This is a genomic window from Novosphingobium barchaimii LL02 (genome assembly GCF_001046635.1).
Lineage (GTDB): Bacteria > Pseudomonadota > Alphaproteobacteria > Sphingomonadales > Sphingomonadaceae > Novosphingobium > Novosphingobium barchaimii.
Genome location: NZ_KQ130455.1, coordinates 205,673 through 224,119 on the forward strand (window position 1 = coordinate 205,673; position 18,447 = coordinate 224,119).

The 18,447-nt window shown below is 67.5% G+C and carries 18 protein-coding genes; 8 read left to right on the forward strand and 10 right to left on the reverse strand.

What is annotated here, in order from left to right; all coding sequences use genetic code 11:
• Positions 1 to 46: 46 nt before the first annotated feature.
• Positions 47 to 889, forward strand: a complete 843-nt coding sequence (locus tag V474_RS15360) for a hypothetical protein (RefSeq protein ID WP_059152342.1) — start codon at positions 47 to 49, stop codon at positions 887 to 889.
• Between the two features lie 93 nt (positions 890 to 982).
• On the opposite strand, the gene V474_RS15365 is transcribed toward V474_RS15360, so the two are convergent.
• From V474_RS15365 to V474_RS15385, 5 genes are all read right to left on the reverse strand, one after another.
• Complete coding sequence (locus V474_RS15365; RefSeq protein WP_059152343.1) at positions 983 to 1,621, reverse strand: class I SAM-dependent methyltransferase; 639 nt, start codon at positions 1,619 to 1,621, stop codon at positions 983 to 985.
• A gap of 118 nt (positions 1,622 to 1,739) precedes the next feature.
• The gene (locus V474_RS15370) at positions 1,740 to 2,084 is read right to left on the reverse strand and encodes an arsenate reductase family protein (protein ID WP_059152344.1); all 345 of its coding nucleotides are present in this window, start codon (positions 2,082 to 2,084) and stop codon (positions 1,740 to 1,742) included.
• An 11-nt stretch (positions 2,085 to 2,095) separates the two neighbouring features.
• Complete coding sequence (locus V474_RS15375; RefSeq protein WP_059152345.1) at positions 2,096 to 2,629, reverse strand: (2Fe-2S)-binding protein; 534 nt, start codon at positions 2,627 to 2,629, stop codon at positions 2,096 to 2,098.
• 46 nt (positions 2,630 to 2,675) lie between these two features.
• On the reverse strand, positions 2,676 to 4,709 hold the full coding sequence (locus V474_RS15380) for a TonB-dependent receptor (RefSeq protein WP_059152346.1): 2,034 nt from the start codon (positions 4,707 to 4,709) through the stop codon (positions 2,676 to 2,678).
• Positions 4,710 to 4,827: 118 nt separating this feature from the next.
• Positions 4,828 to 5,523, reverse strand: coding sequence for a fumarylacetoacetate hydrolase family protein (locus V474_RS15385; protein WP_059152347.1), 696 nt, complete (start codon positions 5,521 to 5,523; stop codon positions 4,828 to 4,830).
• Between the two features lie 99 nt (positions 5,524 to 5,622).
• Here V474_RS15385 and V474_RS15390 point away from each other — a divergent pair, with 99 nt between their 5' ends.
• Positions 5,623 to 6,192 carry a YqgE/AlgH family protein gene (locus V474_RS15390; protein ID WP_059152348.1) on the forward strand — a complete coding sequence of 190 codons (570 nt, stop codon included), beginning with the start codon at positions 5,623 to 5,625 and terminating at the stop codon, positions 6,190 to 6,192.
• A 33-nt stretch (positions 6,193 to 6,225) separates the two neighbouring features.
• Here the strand turns inward: V474_RS15390 and V474_RS15395 are convergent, their stop codons facing one another.
• The 3 genes from V474_RS15395 to hemC are packed head-to-tail and all read right to left on the reverse strand — an operon-like array spanning position 6,226 to position 8,838.
• Positions 6,226 to 7,131, reverse strand: coding sequence for an MICOS complex subunit MIC60 (locus tag V474_RS15395; protein WP_059152349.1), 906 nt, complete (start codon positions 7,129 to 7,131; stop codon positions 6,226 to 6,228).
• 7 nt (positions 7,132 to 7,138) lie between these two features.
• Positions 7,139 to 7,876 carry a uroporphyrinogen-III synthase gene (locus tag V474_RS15400; RefSeq protein WP_059152350.1) on the reverse strand — a complete coding sequence of 246 codons (738 nt, stop codon included), beginning with the start codon at positions 7,874 to 7,876 and terminating at the stop codon, positions 7,139 to 7,141.
• A complete protein-coding gene (gene hemC / locus V474_RS15405) occupies positions 7,873 to 8,838 on the reverse strand; it encodes a hydroxymethylbilane synthase (RefSeq protein ID WP_082699811.1) in 966 nt (321 codons plus the stop codon). The genes V474_RS15400 and hemC overlap by 4 nt, the downstream gene beginning before the upstream one ends.
• Before the next feature lie 44 nt (positions 8,839 to 8,882).
• Here hemC and tsaD point away from each other — a divergent pair, with 44 nt between their 5' ends.
• The 5 genes from tsaD to V474_RS15430 all read left to right on the forward strand — a co-directional run bounded on the left by tsaD (position 8,883) and on the right by V474_RS15430 (position 13,972).
• Positions 8,883 to 9,917: a tRNA (adenosine(37)-N6)-threonylcarbamoyltransferase complex transferase subunit TsaD gene (gene tsaD / locus V474_RS15410; protein WP_059152352.1), complete on the forward strand. Its 1,035-nt coding sequence runs from the start codon at positions 8,883 to 8,885 to the stop codon at positions 9,915 to 9,917.
• Positions 9,914 to 10,915: an NAD(P)H-dependent glycerol-3-phosphate dehydrogenase gene (locus V474_RS15415; protein ID WP_059152353.1), complete on the forward strand. Its 1,002-nt coding sequence runs from the start codon at positions 9,914 to 9,916 to the stop codon at positions 10,913 to 10,915. The genes tsaD and V474_RS15415 overlap by 4 nt, the downstream gene beginning before the upstream one ends.
• Positions 10,912 to 12,432 carry a lipopolysaccharide biosynthesis protein gene (locus V474_RS15420; RefSeq protein WP_201786044.1) on the forward strand — a complete coding sequence of 507 codons (1,521 nt, stop codon included), beginning with the start codon at positions 10,912 to 10,914 and terminating at the stop codon, positions 12,430 to 12,432. Before V474_RS15415 ends, V474_RS15420 begins: the two co-directional genes overlap by 4 nt.
• Positions 12,433 to 12,485: 53 nt before the next feature.
• Positions 12,486 to 13,208, forward strand: a complete 723-nt coding sequence (locus V474_RS15425; RefSeq protein WP_059152354.1) for an OmpA family protein — start codon at positions 12,486 to 12,488, stop codon at positions 13,206 to 13,208.
• A gap of 152 nt (positions 13,209 to 13,360) precedes the next feature.
• A complete protein-coding gene (locus tag V474_RS15430) occupies positions 13,361 to 13,972 on the forward strand; it encodes a hypothetical protein (RefSeq protein ID WP_059152355.1) in 612 nt (203 codons plus the stop codon).
• 10 nt (positions 13,973 to 13,982) lie between these two features.
• On the opposite strand, the gene V474_RS15435 is transcribed toward V474_RS15430, so the two are convergent.
• Positions 13,983 to 15,047 (reverse strand): helix-turn-helix transcriptional regulator, encoded by a 1,065-nt coding sequence (locus V474_RS15435; RefSeq protein WP_082699813.1) that lies wholly within the window; start codon positions 15,045 to 15,047, stop codon positions 13,983 to 13,985.
• Positions 15,048 to 15,551: 504 nt separating this feature from the next.
• Positions 15,552 to 17,738 carry an excinuclease ABC subunit UvrB gene (uvrB, locus tag V474_RS15440; RefSeq protein ID WP_059152356.1) on the reverse strand — a complete coding sequence of 729 codons (2,187 nt, stop codon included), beginning with the start codon at positions 17,736 to 17,738 and terminating at the stop codon, positions 15,552 to 15,554.
• Positions 17,739 to 17,872: 134 nt separating this feature from the next.
• On the opposite strand from uvrB, the gene V474_RS15445 reads away from it, so the two are divergent.
• Positions 17,873 to 18,430 (forward strand): DUF3617 domain-containing protein, encoded by a 558-nt coding sequence (locus tag V474_RS15445; RefSeq protein WP_059152357.1) that lies wholly within the window; start codon positions 17,873 to 17,875, stop codon positions 18,428 to 18,430.
• The last annotated feature ends 17 nt before the right edge of the window (positions 18,431 to 18,447 follow it).

Consider the following 18,447-nt stretch of genomic DNA (forward strand, 5'->3'; position numbering starts at 1 on the left):
CGAACCCGGCTCTACACTAGGGCAAAGCCTTGGTGTGGAGTAAGTGATGAAGTTCGACAGCAACCGGGCCTGGGGCGACGCCATGGCCGCCGTTCGCGCCAATCGCGAGGTGCTGCTGGCGCTGGGCGGCGTGTTCTTCCTGCTGCCCACGCTGCTATCCACGGTGTTCCTGACGGACCTTCAGACGCAGATCATGGAAGCCATGAACAAGCCGCAGGTGATGAACCGCCTGATGGGCGACAACATGGGCCTGCTTCTGGGCTTCGGCCTGGGCGGTATGCTGGCGCAGATGATCGGCTATCTTTCCGTCACGGCGCTCATCAGCGACCGGGGAAGACCGACGGTGGGCGAATCGATCGGGGCCGGTCTGCGCGCGCTGCCGTCACTGTTTGCAGTGGGCGTCGTCGGCTTCGTTGGCACGATGCTGGCGACAGTGGCGTTCTCGATGGTGCTGGTGGGACTGTTCACGCTGGCCGGCGCGGCCAGCGCGGGTTCGATCCTGGCGGTTGTCCTGGTCCTGCTGGCGCTGACATATGCGTCTGTGAAATTCTCGCTGGTGGTCCCGGTGATCGTCAACGAGGGAGCCGGCAATCCAATCGCGGCGATGGCGCGTTCATGGCGCCTGACCCGCGGCAACAGTCTGCGTCTCTTCGGGTTCTATACGCTGCTCATGGTGGGCTATCTCGCGCTTGCGCTGATCTCGACGTTCGTTCTGGTCGGGCCGGTGATGCTGGTGCTGGGCCAGGGAAATATCGCCGTGCTGGTGATGGGAGTGGTTTCCGGCGCAATCGGTGCGGCGGCAAGCATCGTTCTTGCTGCGGTGCTCAGCCAGACACACCGCCAACTGGCGGGCCCTTCGGCCGACATGGTCGCGAGTACTTTCGAATAGCCGGCGGATAAGGCGAACGAAAAAGGCCGCCCGCTCGAATTGACGAGCGGGCGGCCTTTTTCGTTTCAGGTGGCAAAAGCCGAGGGCGAGGCCTCAGCCTTCGTCTTCGTCCTTCCAGCCCCACCACATGAAGCAGGGCGGCACGTTGATCGGCTCGATCGCGTCGTCGATGCGCTTGAAGTGCTTGGCCATGTAGCTTCTGGCCTTGGGGCGGAACTGGTAGACCAGGAACGCGCCGCCCTTGCGGATGACGCGGTAGGTGGCGGCGGCGATGGCGGGGGCCACGCCGTCGGGCAGGGTCGAAAAGGGCAGGCCTGACAATACGTAGTCCGCCTTTTCATGCCCATGCGCCCGCACGATTTCCTCGACGTCCGCTGCCGAGCCGAGCACCGCGACGAAGCGGCTGTCGCGGATCGTGCTGCGCAGGTAGTCGATGAAAAGCGGGTTGGTGTCGATCACCAGCATCATGCCGTCGCGCGGCAGCTTGTCGAGCACCGGCTGGCAGAAGGTGCCAACGCCCGGTCCATACTCGACGAACAGCTTGCAGCTTGGCCAGTCGACCTTCGACAACATGCGGTTGATCGTGAATCGCGAGGACGGGATGATCGAGCCGACCATCACCGGATTGCGCAGGAAACCTTCGAGGAACACGCCCCATGGCCCCATGCCTTGCTTGATCTTGCGTTTGATTCGCTGGGGCAGCGCCTCTCGGGCAAGCTCTGTACTGGTCATGCTGAGGTAAGCTCTCGCAAGGTTATGATGTCATGAATGTGCCATGCGGTGGCAGATTGTCCGCGTCATTGCAAGGCGATGGGGCCTGTGGATGAGACGGGACGATGGGAAAAATGCCTCAGAGAATCTCTTGGACAAGGTCCTGGGGGCGGCACAGGCGCACTCCCTTGCCGGTTTCCACCAGGGGGCGTTCGATCAGGGCGGGCTGGGCAGCCATGGCTTCCAGCACGGTCTCGTCGTCGGCATCGGGCAGGCCGCGCTCGGCGGCATCGGTGCCGCGCAGGCGCAGGCCCTGCTGCGGTGTGATGCCGGCATCGCGGTAGAGCTGGCCCAGCTTTTCGGCGCTCGGCGGGGTCTTGAGATATTCGACCACGGTGACGTCGACGCCCGGCGTTTCGCTGAGAATCGCCAGCGTCTTGCGCGAGGTGCCGCAGGCGGGGTTGTGCCAGATGGTGGCGTTCATGAGGGTACTCCTTAGGGTTTCAGGGCGGGAACCGCGCGGGCCGCATCCTCGGGCGCGATGCCGGGGGCGGGCGCGGCGCTGATCGTGTCCTCGCGGCGGGTTACGGCGGCGGCGCGCTGCACCGCGCCCAGCAGCCGGGGATAGACGCCGCAGCGGCACAGGTTGGGGATCGCGGCCTTGATCTCGGCTTCGCTGGGGCTGGCGTTGTGGGCAAGCAGCGCCGCCGCGCTCATGACGATGCCCGGCGTGCAGAACCCGCACTGGATGGCCTGCTCCGCCACCATCGCCTGCTGCACAGGGTGCGAGCGATCGTGCGAAAGGCCCTCGATCGTGACCACGAAACGGCCCTCGCATTCGGCCAGGGTGATGAGGCAGGCGCGCAGGGCCGCGCCGTCGACCATGACGGTGCAGGCGCCGCAATCGCCCACGCCGCAGCCGTACTTGGTGCCGGTAAGATTGGCGCCGTCACGCAGCGCCCAGAGCAGCGGCGTGCGCGGGTCCATCGCGAATTCGACCGGGCGGTCGTTCACGGTAAGCCGGGTCATGGTGCGGTGGCCTTGCGCATGTCTGGCGGGTGCCCCAGCCGAGGCTTCAGCGCAAGCCTACCTTGATCCCCGCCCACAGCGTGCGCGGCGCGCCAAGGTCGATCGAGCCGCCCTGATTGCGGGTCACGATCGTCTCATTGGTCAGGTTTTCACCGCGCAGCACCAGCAAGACGAACCGGGTGACGGGCACCTGCGCGAACAGGTCGAGCGTGGTCGCGGCGGGCAGCACGTCGGTTTCGAGGTCATCCTCGAACTGGGCGCCGGTGCGGCGCACGGTGGCGGCAAGGCGCCAGCCATCGCGCGGCGCCCATGACGCGGTGCCGCTGGCGGCCAGCTTGGGCACCTGCGCCGGGCGCAGGCCGTTCAGCGCGACTTGTGTTCCGCTCGCCTCGACCTTGGCGTCGGTCCACGAAAGCGAGCCGGAAAGGTCGACGCTTCCCAGCTTGAGGTCGGCGCTGGCCTCCACCCCGCGCGCGCGGATGGCGTCGACGTTCTGGCGCTCGCGAATCGTGGAACTGAGGGTGACGTTGGCGACGGCATCCTTCAGGCGGTTGTCGAAGGCAGTGACCGAGACGGACAGGGCTTCGGACGGGTGGAAGTCCACGCCCGCCTCATAGCCGCGCAGGCGCTCGGGCTTGAGGTCGGCATTGGCCTGCGTGGTCACCGGGAACACCACGAAGGGCCGGTACAGCTCGTTTAGGGTCGGCAGGCGCAGGCCCGAATAGGCGGCGGCGCGCAGGGACAGGGCGGGCGCGATGTTCCACACGATCCCGCCGCGCGCATTGCCGCTCCACCCGTCGCGGTCGGCGAAGCGGGTGTCGCTGTTGACCGCGCCGCTGGCGCTGAGTTCGCGGTAGAAACCGTCGCGGATGGTCCAGCGGTCGGCCCGCGCGCCGGCGGTGACCACGAACTGGCCCAGCGTCCAGTCATCCTCGACGTAGAGGCCAAGGTCCGACTGCTTGCCGCCCGCGCGGCGAAACGCGGTGGCAAGGCCGGTGACGGCGCTATAAGGCAGCTCGACGAGGTGCCCGCTCGACACCTTGAGGTCGGCGCCCAGCCGCAGGACGTGGGCCTCGCCCACCGGCGGGCGCAGTTCGGCCTTGCCGCCCACCGCCAGCGTCGGTGTCTTCTTCTGGTCGAGCGTCTTTTTATAGCTGGTCGAGCTGATGACGATGTTGGAGAAATCCTGCGCCTGAACGAAGCCCAGCACGTCGAACTGCCAATCTCCCCGGCCCACGAAGCGCAGCGATCCCTGTTGGCCCGACGAGGTCGAATCGGCGCCCTTGAAGCGCAGCGTGCGTTGGTCATCGTAGACGAGGCCCGATGCCTGCACTTCGACCGTGTCGCTCAGCGGCGCGACCGCGCGCAGCGAGCCGGACAGGCTTTCATACGCGGCGCGGGCGGATGCGGCGACGCGCTGGTCCTTGGGCGTGGTCCAGAAGCCCTGGCCCCGGTCCCACTGCACAGAGGCGACGACGAAGCCTTCGCCAAGGCGGGGGGCGAGGGTGAGCGCGCCTTGCGTTTCGCCCCGGTCGTCGACCAGAGCGGAGCCCTGGATCGGGCCGATCTGGTCCGGGCCGGCGCTTTCCATCTCGATCGTGCCGGAAACCGCGCCGGCGCCGAAAGCGCCCATGCCGCCGCCGCGCGTCACCCGGACCGAGCCGAGCCGGTCAGGGGCCAGCGCGCTGAGCGGAATATAGCCGAAGAAAGGATTGGCCACCGGCACGCCGTCGAGCAGCACTTGCGCCCGGCTGGAGGCATTGCCGCCCAGCGCGCGTAGGGTGACGCCCTGGTTGGACGGGTTCGACGCTCGGCTGTCGGCGCGGCGGAATTGCTGGAACCCCGCGACCGAGGCCAGCACATCCTCGATCCGGCCAGAGGCGCTGGAAGCGAGCTTGTCGCGCGCGATGGTCTGCACGTCGTAGGCCGGGGTAGCCGGCCCTTCGCGCAGGCCCCGGCCGGTCACCACGATGGGGCCTTTCGGATCGCCCGCATCGTCCTCGGCGCGGGCCGGGGCGGCGGCAAGGAGAGAGACCAGGGTGAGGAGGGGCATGGCCGCCAGGCGCCGGTTTGAAATCATGGCGCCCGTCTTTAGGCCAACCCCTGCCGCTGGCAAGGCGCGGCGGGCGCTGGTGGTGAGCTGCCCTTGCCCGCCCCCACCGCTCATGCCGAGCGGTTTGGGCGGGCCGATTTTGGTGTTACTCCGCCGCGCCGATCTCCAGCGCCACGGGCGCGAGGCCGTCGATGGTGCCTTTCAGCACGTCGCCCGGGGAAACCGGGCCCACGCCTGCCGGGGTGCCGGTGTAGATCAGGTCGCCGGGTTCCAGGTGGTAGAGGCGCGAAAGGTCGGCGATTAGTTCGGGGACCGACCAGATCATGTCGGACAGGGTGCCGTCCTGCTTGATGACACCGTTCTGGGCGAGGGTAATGCGTTGGTCGGCAACCGCGCCGAACTGGCCTGCGGGGGTGATCGGCGCGATAACCGCGCCGTTCTCGAAGTCCTTGCCCGTGTCCCAGGGGTAGCCCTTGGCCTTGGCGGCGTTCTGCAGGTCGCGCCGGGTCATGTCGAGGCCGCAGGCGTAGCCGTAGACCGCCGCCATCGCATCTTCGGCAGCGACGCGGAAGGCCGGTGCGCCGATGGCGATCACCAGTTCCATCTCGTAATGGCAGTTCGCGGTGCCGGGCGGATAGGGAATGGTCTCGCCCGAAAGGCACAGCGCGGCGGGGGCCTTGTTGAACCAGATCGGCGCCTCGCGGTCGACCGCATTGCCCAGTTCCAGCGCGTGGGCGGCGTAATTGCGCCCCACGCAGAAGATCCGGCGCACGGGATAGCGGCCCTCGGTGCCAAGCACGGGAACAGTGGGAACGGCGGGCAGGTCGAACAGCAGTGTCACGGCGGAAGGTCTCCTTTGGCGCAGGACATAAGGCTGCCCCGTCGCATCGTCAAAGCGGACTCTCTCGTTGGGCTTGCGGTGCTGTGCGCCTTGCCTAGAATGCGGGGCGTGACAGTGGAACAGTACCTATCGGGGCGCATCCTGCTTGCCATGCCCGGCATGTTCGATCCGCGATTCGAACGCTCGGTCAATGTGATGTGCGTCCACGACGAGAACGGCGCGCTGGGCATCGGCATTGGCCATGTCCGTCAGGGCGTGCGTTTCCACGACGTCCTGGAGGAACTGGACATCGACCCCGGCGTCTCGCCCAACCGCGAGGTCATGAACGGCGGGCCGGTGGAGCCGGGACGCGGGTTCATCCTCCATTCCACCGACTGGGGCGGGGCTGATACCATTGCGGTGGAGGGATTGTGCGCGCTGTCCGCCTCGATGGACGTGCTGCGCGCGATCGCCGAGGGGCAGGGACCATCGCAGTGGATCATGGCCCTGGGCTATGCGGGCTGGGGCGCCGGGCAGCTGGAAGCCGAAATGCGCCACCACGGTTGGTACGCCGCCGACGGCCACCGTGAAGTCCTGTTCCAGACCCCGCCCGAAGGCCGCTGGATGGCGACATGGCGGGCGGAAGGGATCGACCCGGCGCTGCTTTCGAACGAGACCGGCCGGGCTTGAGTCTGCCGGCCCCGGGGGAGGGCCGGGCGCCTGTTACTCTGCCGCCGCTTCCGTGGGATCGCCCATCGGCGCGGTCGGCGCCAGCGGGCTAGGCTGGTCGACCGCCTGGCCTTCGCCGTCCTGAAGCCGGGCAGGCTCCAGCATCGCAGTCGTCTCCAGCAGGTCGAGCGCCTTTTGCACCGCTTCGAAACGGCGCGCGTCGGCGATCCAGGTGTCGGCGGCGTCGGCGCCGGGGAGGCGTTCCACTTCACCGATCGCGTTGTCGATCCGCCGCGCGGTGAGCATCACGCGGGCGCGGTCGATCCGCGCGGCCGGGGACGCCAGTGCGCCCGAATCGCGGCGCACCACGAACAGCGAGGTCACCTCGTGACGGGCGCGGTCCCACAGGCTTTCGTCGCTCTGCGTCACCGTAAGCTCTGGCGATAGCGCTTCGAGGCGCGCGGCAAGGCCGTCGATGGTGACGGGATTGGCGGCGAAGTCGATCACCGTCTGCACCGCGCGCGGCTGGGCGTTCATGAAGCGAAGGCGAAGCTGGTCCGAGACGTGGCCCAGCGGCTCGCCGCGATCGATCATGCGCCGCGCCGCGAAGGCTATCAGCAGCCCCTCGGCGCGCCCGGCGTTGCCGGCGGCGGCATGGGTCTGGAAATCGACGCGCGAGATGCGGTCCTCCAGCATGGCGAGGCGCCCTTCGACGGTGCCGATCGCGGCGAGGCGGGCGGCGTCGGGCGGCGGCGGGGCGGCGGGGGTGGTGTCGGCGGCGGTCGTCGCGGCGGGCTGCGGACCCAGCATCGCCAGGTAGCCGCGCGCCGAAAGCCAGGCGACCAGCGCGGCGCCAAGCAGAAATGCGATCAGCAGGGCGAACAGGGTCAGTCCGGCCGATCGGCTGCGCGGCGGCGGCGCCGAAGCCGGAGAAGCGAGGGGTGCGGAAATGTCCTGCATCAAGCCCTTAATGTGGCAACATGTGTTCTGAGCCGGCTTCTTGGCACATTCGTGCGGCCAAGGCCAGCAGCGCGGCATCGTCCGGGCTTTGCGCGCACCGGATGTCCGCCCAGCCCGTCCCGGCGCGGGCCGCGACGCGCGGGCCAATGGCGGCGAGGCGGATTTGTGCCCGCGCGATTCCCGCCTCGTCGCAAAGCTGTGCAAAGTGCGCGGCGGCCTCTCCTGAATGAAGCAGGGCAAGGGCCGGGCGGGCCAGCAGCGCGGCCAGGTCGGGCGTCATGGGCAGCGGTTCGCTCGCATAGACTTCGCGGGTGATGACCGCGGCGCCTTCGGGGATCGCAAGTTCAATGCGCTCGCGCCCGGCGAGACGCAGCAGACGGCGGTGGGCGGGATCGAGCGCGTTCAGCATGGGCTGGAGACCGCCCTTGCCGGTGGCGACCACGTTCAGCCCGAAGTCCCGCGCAGCCTGCGCGGTCGTCTCTCCCACGGCGTATGCGGGCAGGCCGCGATAGGCCGTCAGCGCCGCGCCGCCGTGGCGCAGGGCATTGGCGCTGCCCAGTAGCAGAGCGTCCACGCCGGCCCGATGGACCGGCTCCCACGGCAGGGCGCGCACTTCGAACAGGGAGAATACGTGGGCCATCAGGCCGCTCGCCCGCGCCGCTGCAAGGGTGGCCGAAGCGCCGGGTTCGGGGCGCAGGATCAGGACGGGCAGGGGTACCTGTTGCTCTGCCTGCGCGTGGCTCATTCTTCCAAGGCCCGGGCGCCCGCAAAGTGTACGGCGATGGCCGGCACCGCGCGGGCGAGCAGGTCTGCGGCGAGGTCCAGCGGGCCTTGCGCATCGTCTGCGGCGAAGCGGGCCTCGCCGGTGACATGCTCGGCGCCGTCGGGGCTGTAGAGCGCGGCGCGCATGAGAAGGTCTGCGCCTTCGTGACGGGTCAGCACCGCGATCGGGCTGTGGCAATTGCCGCCAAGCCCGGCCAGCAGCGCGCGCTCGGCCAGAACCTGCGTGCGGCTGGGTGCGTGGTCCACGGCGCAAAGGAAGGCGCGGGCGGTCTGATCGTCGGCGCGGCACTCGATCATGATCGCGGCCTGCGCCGGGGCGGGCAGCCAGTCCTCGGCGTCGAGGGGGTGGCCGGTGCCGGTTTCGCCCAGCCGGTTCAGCCCGGCGGCGGCGAGGAAGGTGGCGTCCGCCTCTCCCGCCGCCAGCTTGGCGAGGCGGGTGGCGACATTGCCCCGGAACGTGATGACGCGGCAGTCGGGCCGGGCGTGGAGAAGCTGCGCGGCGCGGCGCGGGGCGCTGGTGCCGACCACCGCGCCCGGCGGCAGCGCGGCGATGGAGGCCGCGCCCACCAGCACGTCGCGCACGTCTTCGCGTGGCAGGATGGCGCCGATGGTGAACGCTTCGGGGCGGATCGTCTCGACATCCTTGGCGGAGTGCACGGCGAAGTCGATTTCGCCCGCCGCCAGCCAGGCGTCCAGTTCCTTTGTCCACAGGGCCTTGCCGCCGATCTCGGCCAGAGCGCGGTCCTGAATGCGATCGCCGCTGGCGGTGACGGCTACGATCTCTATATGCGCAGGGTCGATACCGTGCGCACGGGCAAGCAGGGCTTGGGCTTCGTGCGCCTGCGCCATGGCAAGGGGCGATCGGCGCGTACCGAGGCGAAAACGCCTCTCAGGGATGGAATCTTGGTGTTTATCGTGGGTCATCGGCCGCTTGTGCTACCCGGCAATGTCGTTCAGGGGAAGCTCGGATGAGCATAGTTCTCGGCATCGAATCTTCCTGCGACGAGACCGCCGCGGCACTGGTCACCAGTGATCGGGTCATCCTTGCCCAGCATATCGCCTCGCAGGACGAGGTTCACCGCCCGTTCGGCGGCGTCGTGCCGGAGATCGCCGCGCGCGCCCATGTAGAGCGCCTGGCGCCGCTGATCGCCGCCACTCTGGCCGATGCCGGGATGTCTCTGGACGACGTGGACGCCATCGCCGCCACTGCCGGACCGGGCCTGATCGGGGGCGTGATGGTTGGCCTCGTCACTGCCAAGGCGCTGGCGATGGCGGCGGACAAGCCGCTGATCGCGGTGAACCATCTGGAAGGCCACGCCCTGTCGCCGCGCCTTGCCGAGGCGAGCCTGGAATATCCGTACCTGCTGCTGCTCGTCTCGGGCGGGCACTGCCAGATCCTGCTGGTGGAGGACGTGGGCAAGTTCCGCCGCCTCGCCACCACCATCGACGATGCGCTGGGCGAGGCTTTCGACAAGTCCGCCAAAGTGCTGGGACTGGGCTATCCCGGCGGCCCGGCGCTGGAACGGCTGGCGCTTCAGGGCGATGCGAAGAAAGTGCCGCTGCCCCGGCCGCTCAAGGGTTCGCAGGAACCGCACTTCTCGTTCGCCGGGCTGAAAAGCGCGGTGCTGAGGGCCAAGCAGTCGGGCGAGCATGAGGATGCCGATATCGCTGCCTCGTTCCAGCAGGCCGCGATCGATTGCCTGTTGGACCGTTCGAAGCGCGCGCTGGCGAAAGTCGGCCCGGTCAACGCGCTGGTCGTCGCGGGCGGGGTTGCTGCCAACAAGGCGATCCGCGCCGCGCTGGAGGGCCTTGCCGCGCAGCACGGCCTGCCGTTCATCGCCCCGCCATTGACGCTGTGTACCGACAATGCGGCGATGATCGCCTGGGCCGGGCTTGAGCGATTGGCCCGCGGGCAGTCCGACCCGCTCGACGTCGCGGCGCGCCCACGCTGGCCGCTGGACCCTGAGGCCGAAACCGTTCGCGGTGCGGGAGTGAAGGCATGAGTGCAGCACGAATTGGCGTCATCGGCGCAGGCGCATGGGGCACCGCACTGGCGCAGGCGCTGGCCAGTGATGGCAGCGAAGTCCTGCTATGGGCGCGCGAACCGGACCTCGTAGCCGCGATCAACGCCGAGCACCGCAACGCGCTCTACCTGCCGAGCGCCGTGCTGGCGCCCACGGTGCGCGCCACCAATGACCTTGCCGACCTCGCCGCGCTGCCCGCGCTGCTGGTGGTCGTGCCTGCGCAGTTCCTCAGCCGCGTCATCGCCGGCCTGCCGGAAGGTGACCGGGATCTGGTCCTGTGCGCCAAGGGCATCGAGGCGGGCACCGGACGCCTCATGAACGATGTTGCCGCGCAGGCCTGCGCGCCGGAACGCCTCGCCGTCCTCTCCGGGCCCACGTTCGCGCATGAAGTCGCAGACGGCCTGCCCACCGCCGTCACGCTCGCCTGTGCGGGCGGGCGGGAGCAGTGGGAGCGCTTGTCCCCGCTGATCGCCCGGCCCATGCTGCGCCCCTATTATTCCGACGACGTGACCGGCGCCGAGATCGGCGGGGCGGTGAAGAACGTCCTCGCCATCGCCTGCGGTGTGGTCGAGGGACTCAACCTTGGCCAGAACGCCCGCGCGGCGCTGATCGCGCGCGGTTATGCCGAGATGCTGCGCTTCGGTCTTGCGCGCGGGGCGCGGGCGGAAACGCTTTCGGGTCTGTGCGGGCTAGGCGATCTTGTCCTCACCTGCTCGTCCACCTCCAGCCGCAATTTCTCGCTTGGCCTCGCGCTGGGGCGGGGCCTGACCGCCGCCGAGGCTTTGTCCGGCAAGAACAGCGTTGCCGAGGGTGCGGCCACCGCGCCGGTGCTGGCGGACCTGGCCCGGCGTGACGGCATCCAGATGCCCATCGTCGATGCGGTGGCGCGCCTGCTCAGCGGCGAGGCCCCGGCCAGCGCCGTCGTCAGCGACCTGCTCGCCCGCCCGCTGCGCGCCGAACAGGAGCCGGCCGTTTGAGCGAAACGCCGATTCCCCGGGAAGACGCCACCCGCGAGGAACGCCAGCAACAGGACATCGCCGCGCTCGCCAAGGGCGGCCGCACCAACCTGTTCGGGTTCTTCCTGCGGCTGGCCGCGCGCATCCCGTTCCTGTTCATCGCCGGGCGCGCGGCTGCCTATGGCCCCGCCGCACTGGGCCGTTTCGCATCCGCACTGGTCCTGATCGAACTCACCTCGATGCTCTGCACGATGGGCGAAAAGCGCGGTCTGGCGCAGCGCCTGTCGCAGAATGAAGGCCAGCACCCCGCCAACGTCATCGCCGATGGCTCGATCATCGCGGTGATCGCCAGCGTTTCGGCCGCGGCGTTCTTCTGGTTCGTGCCGGGGCTGCTGTTCCCGGGCGGGCACTACACCTGGATCGATCGGCTGATGGTGATCGCCCTGCCGGCGATGACGATGACCGAGATCTGGCTGGCGGCGCTGGCATACCGCCTGCGGGTGACGCCCACCGTCTGGTCCCGCGCCATCGTCGAGCCGTGGACGATCTCGATCATGGCCGGCGCGATGATCTGGATCGCGCCGCAAAGCGGTCTGTCGATCGCCTATATCGCCTCGATCTACGCCGCCGCGCTGACTGCCTTCATCCCCTTCTTCCGCGAATACGGCGTACCGCGCGGCTGGCGCCCGAAACTGCGCGGAATGCGCAAGCTGGCGCTTTATTCGCTGCCCATCGCACTGGCGGACGCCATCGAATGGGGCACCCGGCGCGTCGACATCTTCCTGCTGGGCTTCCTGGCACCTCCGGCGGCGGTGGGCATCTATTACGCCGCGCAGCAGGTCGCCAGCCTGCCGCAGAAGCTGAAAACCAGCTTCGAGCCGGTGCTCGGCCCGGTCATCACCCGCAACCTGAAGGAGCGCGACTATGCCGCGATCGCCCGGCAGGTGTGCCAGGTGGGCTTCTGGATCACCGCCTCGCAGGCCGGCATCGCGCTGGCGCTGGGCATCCCCGGAGCGGGGGTCATGGGCCTCGTCGGGCGCGAATTCGTCGGGGGCACCGGGGCGCTGGCCTTCCTGCTGGCCGCCGAAGTGGTGGCCGCTACCGCCGTCGTCAGCGAGGCGGCGCTGGTCTACGTGGCGCGGGTGCGCAACTTGTGGGTTTCGCTCGCCACGATCGCCTTGCAGGCGGCGTTGACGCTGGGCGGTATCCTGCTGATGCAGCGGCTGGGCTACAACTCGCTGTTCCAGGCCGCCGCCGCCGCCATTGCCCTGATGGTGTCGCTGGGGATCGCCTCGATCGTCAAGTCGGTGATGCTTTCGCGCATTCTGGGCGAGCCGATCAACAACTGGCGCTGGGCGCTGGTCTGGGCGGCTGCTCCCGCCGTGGTGATCGGCTATCTCACCCATCGCTTCCTGCCCGAATGGGCGGCGCTGGCGCTGGGCATCCCGGCGATCCTGGCTTCGTACTTCCTGGTCATCTGGAAGAAGGCGTTCGGGCCGGAAGACCGCAAGCTGTTCCAGAAGAGCAAGCCCGCGTAAAACCTTGATCGCGCGGGCTGACAGGGGGGCTGCGAAGCTCTAGGCTGGCGCCCATGAACCCACGCAGCGCTTCCATGATCGTCGCCGGAGCAGCCCTTTGCGTCGTCCTGTCCTTTGCGGCGACGCGCGCGCGGGGCGGCATTTTCATCGGCGATCTTCGGCAGAAGGCGTTCGCCGCGCGTGATGTCGCGGGAGGCACGGGCGTGACGCTGGCGTTTCGCGATCGCTACGGCTGGCTGACGCGCCACCCGATCCTTTCGGGCGGCAAGGGGCTGGACGCGGCAACGCGCACCCGTGTCGCCGCCGCCGTCGCCGCGGTAGCGGGTATCGGCGGGGTAAGCTGGGCGAACGAGGGCGATGCGCGCGCATCCTCGCTGCACTGTCAGGACGATGTCGAGCGTATCCTCGAAACCCGCACCATCCGTTTCGGCGAGGCCAGTACGCGGCTCGACCCCAGCAGCGACAAGCTGCTCGGCGAAGTCGCCCGCGCGCTGCATCCCTGCGTTGGCAGTATCATCGCGGTCACCGGCCACACCGATGCGGGCGGCAACGCCAAGGTCAATGTCGCACTTTCGCAGGCACGGGCGGAAGCGGTGCGCTCGGCATTGATATCGCGCGGTATTCCGGGTGACGGTCTGCGCGCAACGGGGGTGGGAGCGGCCAAGCCGGTCGATGGCCTCGATCCGGGCGATCCTGCCAACCGCCGTATCGAATTCTCCGTGCTTTTCACCGCGCCGGTCAAGCCGACCCCGATCGACACGCCGGGACCGGAATGAGGGCGCCCGAATGAGCGCCGGAGAGACTAGGAAAGGACCGTGCATTGCCGCTATGGCTTGAGATGGCCGTTTCGGTGCTGCTGACCTACGGGATCGGCTTTGGCATCGGCTGGCTGGTGTGGAATCGGAAGGGATAAATCGTCGTGTTGCAAATGATCGAAGCGAACTGGCTGATCTTCATCGCCGCGCTGCTGGTCGGCATCGCCGTTGCGTATTGGGTCTTCGTACACGGTTCGAAACCTGCGCGGCGCGAGCATCGGCCCGATGTGCTGGACGAAGGCGCTGCGCCTGCACAGCGCAACCAGGCGCTGATCGATGCGCCGGCCGCCGCCCGGTTCCATCTCGACCCGCCCCCGATGGCGGGGGCAATGGCGGGTATCGGCGAAGTGATCGCCGTTGCCGCGCAGGAAGAGGCCGACGACGCGCGTAGCAACCGCGAGCCGCCCCAGACGACGGCCGCCGAGCCGGACCCGACGCCCGCTCCCCCGGCGCCCCCGATCGCGGAAACGGCCGAGGGCGAAGTAGCGGCGGATGACCTGCGCAAGATCAAGGGACTTGGCCCCAAGATGCTGACGGTGCTGCATGCGCTGGGCGTCACCAGCTTTGCCCAGATCGCGGCCTGGACCGACGCCGACCTCGACGAGCTGGATACGAAGCTGGGCGCTTTCGCCGGCCGCCCGCGCCGCGACAGCTGGGTGGAGCAGGCAACGCTGCTGTCGAGCGGGGATACCGGGGCTTATGAGGCGAAGTTCGGCAAGGTCTGAACCGCGCTCGTCACCGGCCTGCCATTTCGATTACCGCGCGGGCGATCGAGACGAGTTCCGCCTCGCGGTTGACGCCGGCCTTCTGAAAGATCGTGCGCAACTGGCTGGAGACGGTCTGGGCGCTGACGCCGCGAATCCGGGCGATTTCCTGCCGCGAATGGCCCTGCGCCAGAAGCGCCACGATCTCGCCCTCGGCGCGGGTCAGTTCGAGCGCGGCGCAGAGGCGGGGCCCCTGGTCCCCTGCAAAGCCGCGTGGTGCCTTGAGAGTGACGATCGCGCTGGGGGCGAAGCCGAAGTTCCATTCCTGCCGGGGCAGGGCGCAGATTTCCACCAGCAGCGGCCCGCGCGGCGATTGCAGCCACATTTCCGACGGCATCGCCTGCCGACTGGCAAGGGCCAGGCCGATGCGCATCTGCAGTCCGCGATCGATGTCCGGCCGCGCCGCGCGCAGCATTCCGGCGCGCACCTGCAGGGTGTCCGGGGCGAATAGTTCGTCCGCAGCATCGGTTACCGAGCAGACCCGGCCCATCCCGTCGATCAGCACGGCTGCCGTACGCAGCGCATCCAGCGAGCCGCGCAGCAGATCAGCCCCCTGGTGTTCGATCGCCCGCTGCAGCCGGATCGCCGCCATTACCCGCGGGGCGATATCGCTGAGGACCTGGCGATGTGTTTCGGTGGTGCGTCCGTCGCTTTTTGCATTGATGGTCGCCAGTCCGAAGAACGCGCCGGGATCGTTCGCCAGCACCATCTGGGCGCCGTGCTCTCCGTCCCAGCGGCGCACGTGTTCGATGTAGGCCTCGTTGCTGGCGGCGGCGCGAACCTCGTCGTAGTGCTTTTCCCAGACCACCTCGTAGGGCGCGCTGGATGCGGCGACGCGGTAGTTCACGTCCGCACGGTGAGCCTCGATCGCCAGAAAATCCTCGACATAGCCGTCGTCGGCGTCGGTCACCCAGTTGAACAGGGTATGGTGCTCACCGATGGCAATAAGCTGCGCGCGTGAAGCGCCCGTTGCATTCGCCAACCCTTTGAGCGCGGTGTCCCACCCCGCCTGTTCGAAAGGGGCCTGTGAAAACATCGCCCCCAGTTCATCGATTCGAATGGTCTTGCCCCCCGACTTGCGACCGAGAACTTATTTTGAACTGCCCATTAATTTTAAGCAAGCCCATGGAAAGTGGAGGGGATTGCCGGGCATTACCATGATCGTGGTATGTAAGGGGGCGCGGTCTGGCGCATGGATGACATGCGACCCGAAGGATCGGCCATTAAGCCTATCCTGATACCTGCCCGGGACCTGCACCGCAGGATCCCGGGTATTTTTCGACCGGAAACGCGTGAAAGCGGTAGCCGGTAAGGCCCGATCTGCGGGCGTGGGCACCGTCATTTCTCAGGCCTGACGAACCCGCAATGGCCCTCTGTGTGTCCAGTGCGGGATTCCCATTTTCGGACAGTGCCCCGGAAACTCCCTCTCCGGTCCAAGGGACCGTTTGAAATGCGCAGGCAAGCGCATTTTGAATGCGGCACCAGGCCACTCTCAAACGGTCTCTAAAGCGCAAAAGGCTGCGTTCGCACCTTGCCGATTCTACTTCCCCCACTTCTTCTGTTGTTTCCCGTAGCGAGTCTTGCGTGTGCCGGGCTTGCCCTCGTTGCTGCGGCCGACCTTCGGCGCCTTGTGCTCTGCGTCGGGCAAGCCCAGTTCGTTCGCTTCAAGCCGCCGGATCTCGTCGCGCAGGCGGCCGGCTTCCTCGAATTCGAGGTCTGCCGCTGCATTGCGCATCCGCTTTTCGAGGTCTTCGATATAGGCGCGCAGGTTGTGGCCGACGAGGTTGTTGCGGGTGTCGTCCTCAAGGTCGATCACCACGCCGTCGCGGCTGGCGGTATCGGCTACGATGTCGGCGATGCGGCGCTTGATCGACTGCGGGGTGATGCCGTGTTCGAGGTTGAACGCTTCCTGCCGCGCGCGGCGGCGGTCGGTTTCGGCGATGGCGCGTTCCATCGATCCGGTCATGCGGTCGGCATAGAGGATCACCCGTCCGTCGACGTTGCGCGCGGCGCGGCCGATGGTCTGGATCAGCGAGGTTTCGCTGCGCAGGAAGCCTTCCTTGTCGGCGTCGAGGATGCAGACCAGCCCGCATTCGGGAATGTCGAGGCCCTCGCGCAGCAGGTTGATGCCGATCAGCACGTCGTAGACGCCCATGCGCAGGTCGCGAATCAGTTCGATGCGCTCCAGCGTTTCCACGTCGGAGTGCATGTAGCGCACCCGCACGCCCTGCTCGTGCATGAACTCGGTGAGGTCCTCGGCCATGCGCTTGGTCAGGGTGGTGACGAGGGTGCGATAGCCCTTGGCGGCGACTTCCTTGCACTGGGCGATGCAGTCCTGCACCTGATCCTCGACCGGGCGGATTTCCACCGGCGGGTCGATCAGCCCGGTCGGGCGGATGACCTGTTCGGCGAACACGCCGCCGGTCTGGTCCATTTCCCAATGGCCCGGCGTGGCCGAGACAGCGAACGTCTGCGGGCGCATCGCGTCCCATTCGTTGAAGCGCAGCGGGCGGTTGTCGATGCAGCTGGGCAGGCGGAAGCCGTATTCGGCCAGCGTGATCTTGCGGCGGTGATCGCCTTTCGACATCGCGCCGATCTGCGGCACCGTCTGGTGGCTTTCGTCGACGAACAGCAGGGCATTGTCCGGCAGGTATTCGAACAGGGTCGGCGGCGGCTCGCCGGGGATACGGCCCGTCAGGAAGCGGCTGTAGTTCTCGATGCCGTTGCAGGCGCCGGTGGCGGCGATCATTTCAAGGTCGAAGTTGGTGCGCTGTTCCAGCCGCTGGGCTTCGAGCAGCTTGCCTTCGGCCTCCAGTTCCTTGAGCCGTTCGGTCAGCTCGAAACGGATCGCCTCGGCCGCCTGCCGCATCGTCGGGCCGGGGGTGACGTAGTGCGAATTGGCATAGACGCGGATCTTTTCGAGGACCGCGCCCTTCTTGCCGGTGAGCGGGTCGAACTCGGCGATTTCCTCGATATCGTCGCCGAAGAAGCTGATGCGCCATGCCACGTCTTCGAGGTGCGAGGGGAACAGTTCGAGATTGTCGCCGCGCACGCGAAAGTTGCCGCGCGCGAAAGCGACGTCGTTGCGCTTGTACTGGAGGGCGACCAGCTTGCGGATGATCTCGGTCTGGTCCTGCGGCTTGCCCACTTCGAGGTCGAAGATCATCGCCGAGTACGTCTCGACCGAGCCGATGCCGTAGAGGCACGAGACGGAGGCGACGATGATGACGTCGTCGCGCTCCAGCAAGGCCCGGGTGGCCGAGTGGCGCATCCGGTCGATCGCCTCGTTCACCGAGCTTTCCTTCTCGATGTAGGTGTCCGACCGGGGGACGTAGGCCTCGGGCTGGTAATAATCGTAGTAGGATACGAAATATTCCACCGCGTTGTCGGGGAAGAAATCGCGGAATTCAGCATAGAGCTGGGCGGCAAGGATCTTGTTCGGCGCCAGAACCAGGGCCGGGCGCTGCAGCTCCTCGATCACCTTGGCCATGGTGAAGGTCTTGCCCGAGCCGGTGACGCCCAGCAGGACCTGCGTCTTTTCGCCCTCCTGCGCGGAGCCCACCAGTTCGGCGATGGCGGTGGGCTGGTCGCCCGCGGGGGCGTAATCCGATACGATGCGGAACGGTTTGCCCGGCATCGACTTTTCGGGTCGCTGCGGCTTGTGAGGGGTGAAGTTGTCCGAAGTGTCGGGTTCTTCGAGGCCGCGACGGATGATGATCTCTGCCATGGAAGAACATATGGGGTATACACACCGTTCCGGCAACCGGTGGCGGTAACAGCCGGCGGCATCAGGCGTTGACCTGCGGCCGGGGCGGTGCCAGCCCTGCGAACCCCATTGGAAGATATAAGAGAGTGGACGCGATGAACGGCAAGTTCGGGATCATGGCTGCGGCGGGTCTGGCCGCGCTGGCGCTGGCGGGCTGCGGATCGAAGGACGATGCCAAGGATGGGGCCCCCAAGTCGATCGAGCAGGTCAGGAAGGAAGCCGAAAAGCTGGTGAAGCCCGAGCCCGGTGAATACCGCCAGGTCATGGAGATCAAGAGCCTGGACGTGCCTGGCATGCCCAAGGAAGCGGCCGAGCAGATGAAGAACGCCATGAAGGCTTCGCAGGAAGGCAGCTTCTGCCTGACCAAAACGGACGCCGATCGCGGTTTCAAGGACATGTTCAACGATGTCGGCAAGGGCAACCAGTGCACCTATTCGAAGTTCGACGTTGATGGCGGCGTGCTGGATGCCCAGATGGAGTGCCAGTCGCAGCAAGCTGGCAAAGCAGTCATGAAAATGAAAGGCACCGTCACCGAAAAGGGTTCCGACGTGACGGTCGCGATGGATACCAACGGTGGTCCGCCGCCGATGGGCACGATGAAGATGACGATGCACATGACCACAACGCGCCTTGGCGATTGCAAGGCTAAATAGGCGAAACTGATGCACGA

Bases quoted from the DNA above. Each gene is read 5' to 3' on its own strand.
- V474_RS15445 (WP_059152357.1), top strand. From the start codon at position 17,873: ATGAACGGCAAGTTCGGGATCATGGCTGCGGCGGGTCTGGCCGCGCTG.
- V474_RS15430 (WP_059152355.1), top strand. From the start codon at position 13,361: ATGATCGAAGCGAACTGGCTGATCTTCATCGCCGCGCTGCTGGTCGGC.
- V474_RS15365 (WP_059152343.1), bottom strand. From the start codon at position 1,621: ATGACCAGTACAGAGCTTGCCCGAGAGGCGCTGCCCCAGCGAATCAAA.
- uvrB (WP_059152356.1), bottom strand. From the start codon at position 17,738: ATGGCAGAGATCATCATCCGTCGCGGCCTCGAAGAACCCGACACTTCG.
- hemC (WP_082699811.1), bottom strand. From the start codon at position 8,838: ATGACCCACGATAAACACCAAGATTCCATCCCTGAGAGGCGTTTTCGC.
- V474_RS15370 (WP_059152344.1), bottom strand. From the start codon at position 2,084: ATGAACGCCACCATCTGGCACAACCCCGCCTGCGGCACCTCGCGCAAG.
- V474_RS15435 (WP_082699813.1), bottom strand. From the start codon at position 15,047: ATGTTTTCACAGGCCCCTTTCGAACAGGCGGGGTGGGACACCGCGCTC.
- V474_RS15375 (WP_059152345.1), bottom strand. From the start codon at position 2,629: ATGACCCGGCTTACCGTGAACGACCGCCCGGTCGAATTCGCGATGGAC.
- V474_RS15425 (WP_059152354.1), top strand. From the start codon at position 12,486: ATGAACCCACGCAGCGCTTCCATGATCGTCGCCGGAGCAGCCCTTTGC.
- V474_RS15400 (WP_059152350.1), bottom strand. From the start codon at position 7,876: ATGAGCCACGCGCAGGCAGAGCAACAGGTACCCCTGCCCGTCCTGATC.
- V474_RS15360 (WP_059152342.1), top strand. From the start codon at position 47: ATGAAGTTCGACAGCAACCGGGCCTGGGGCGACGCCATGGCCGCCGTT.
- V474_RS15415 (WP_059152353.1), top strand. From the start codon at position 9,914: ATGAGTGCAGCACGAATTGGCGTCATCGGCGCAGGCGCATGGGGCACC.
- tsaD (WP_059152352.1), top strand. From the start codon at position 8,883: ATGAGCATAGTTCTCGGCATCGAATCTTCCTGCGACGAGACCGCCGCG.
- V474_RS15395 (WP_059152349.1), bottom strand. From the start codon at position 7,131: ATGCAGGACATTTCCGCACCCCTCGCTTCTCCGGCTTCGGCGCCGCCG.
- V474_RS15390 (WP_059152348.1), top strand. From the start codon at position 5,623: ATGCGGGGCGTGACAGTGGAACAGTACCTATCGGGGCGCATCCTGCTT.
- V474_RS15380 (WP_059152346.1), bottom strand. From the start codon at position 4,709: ATGATTTCAAACCGGCGCCTGGCGGCCATGCCCCTCCTCACCCTGGTC.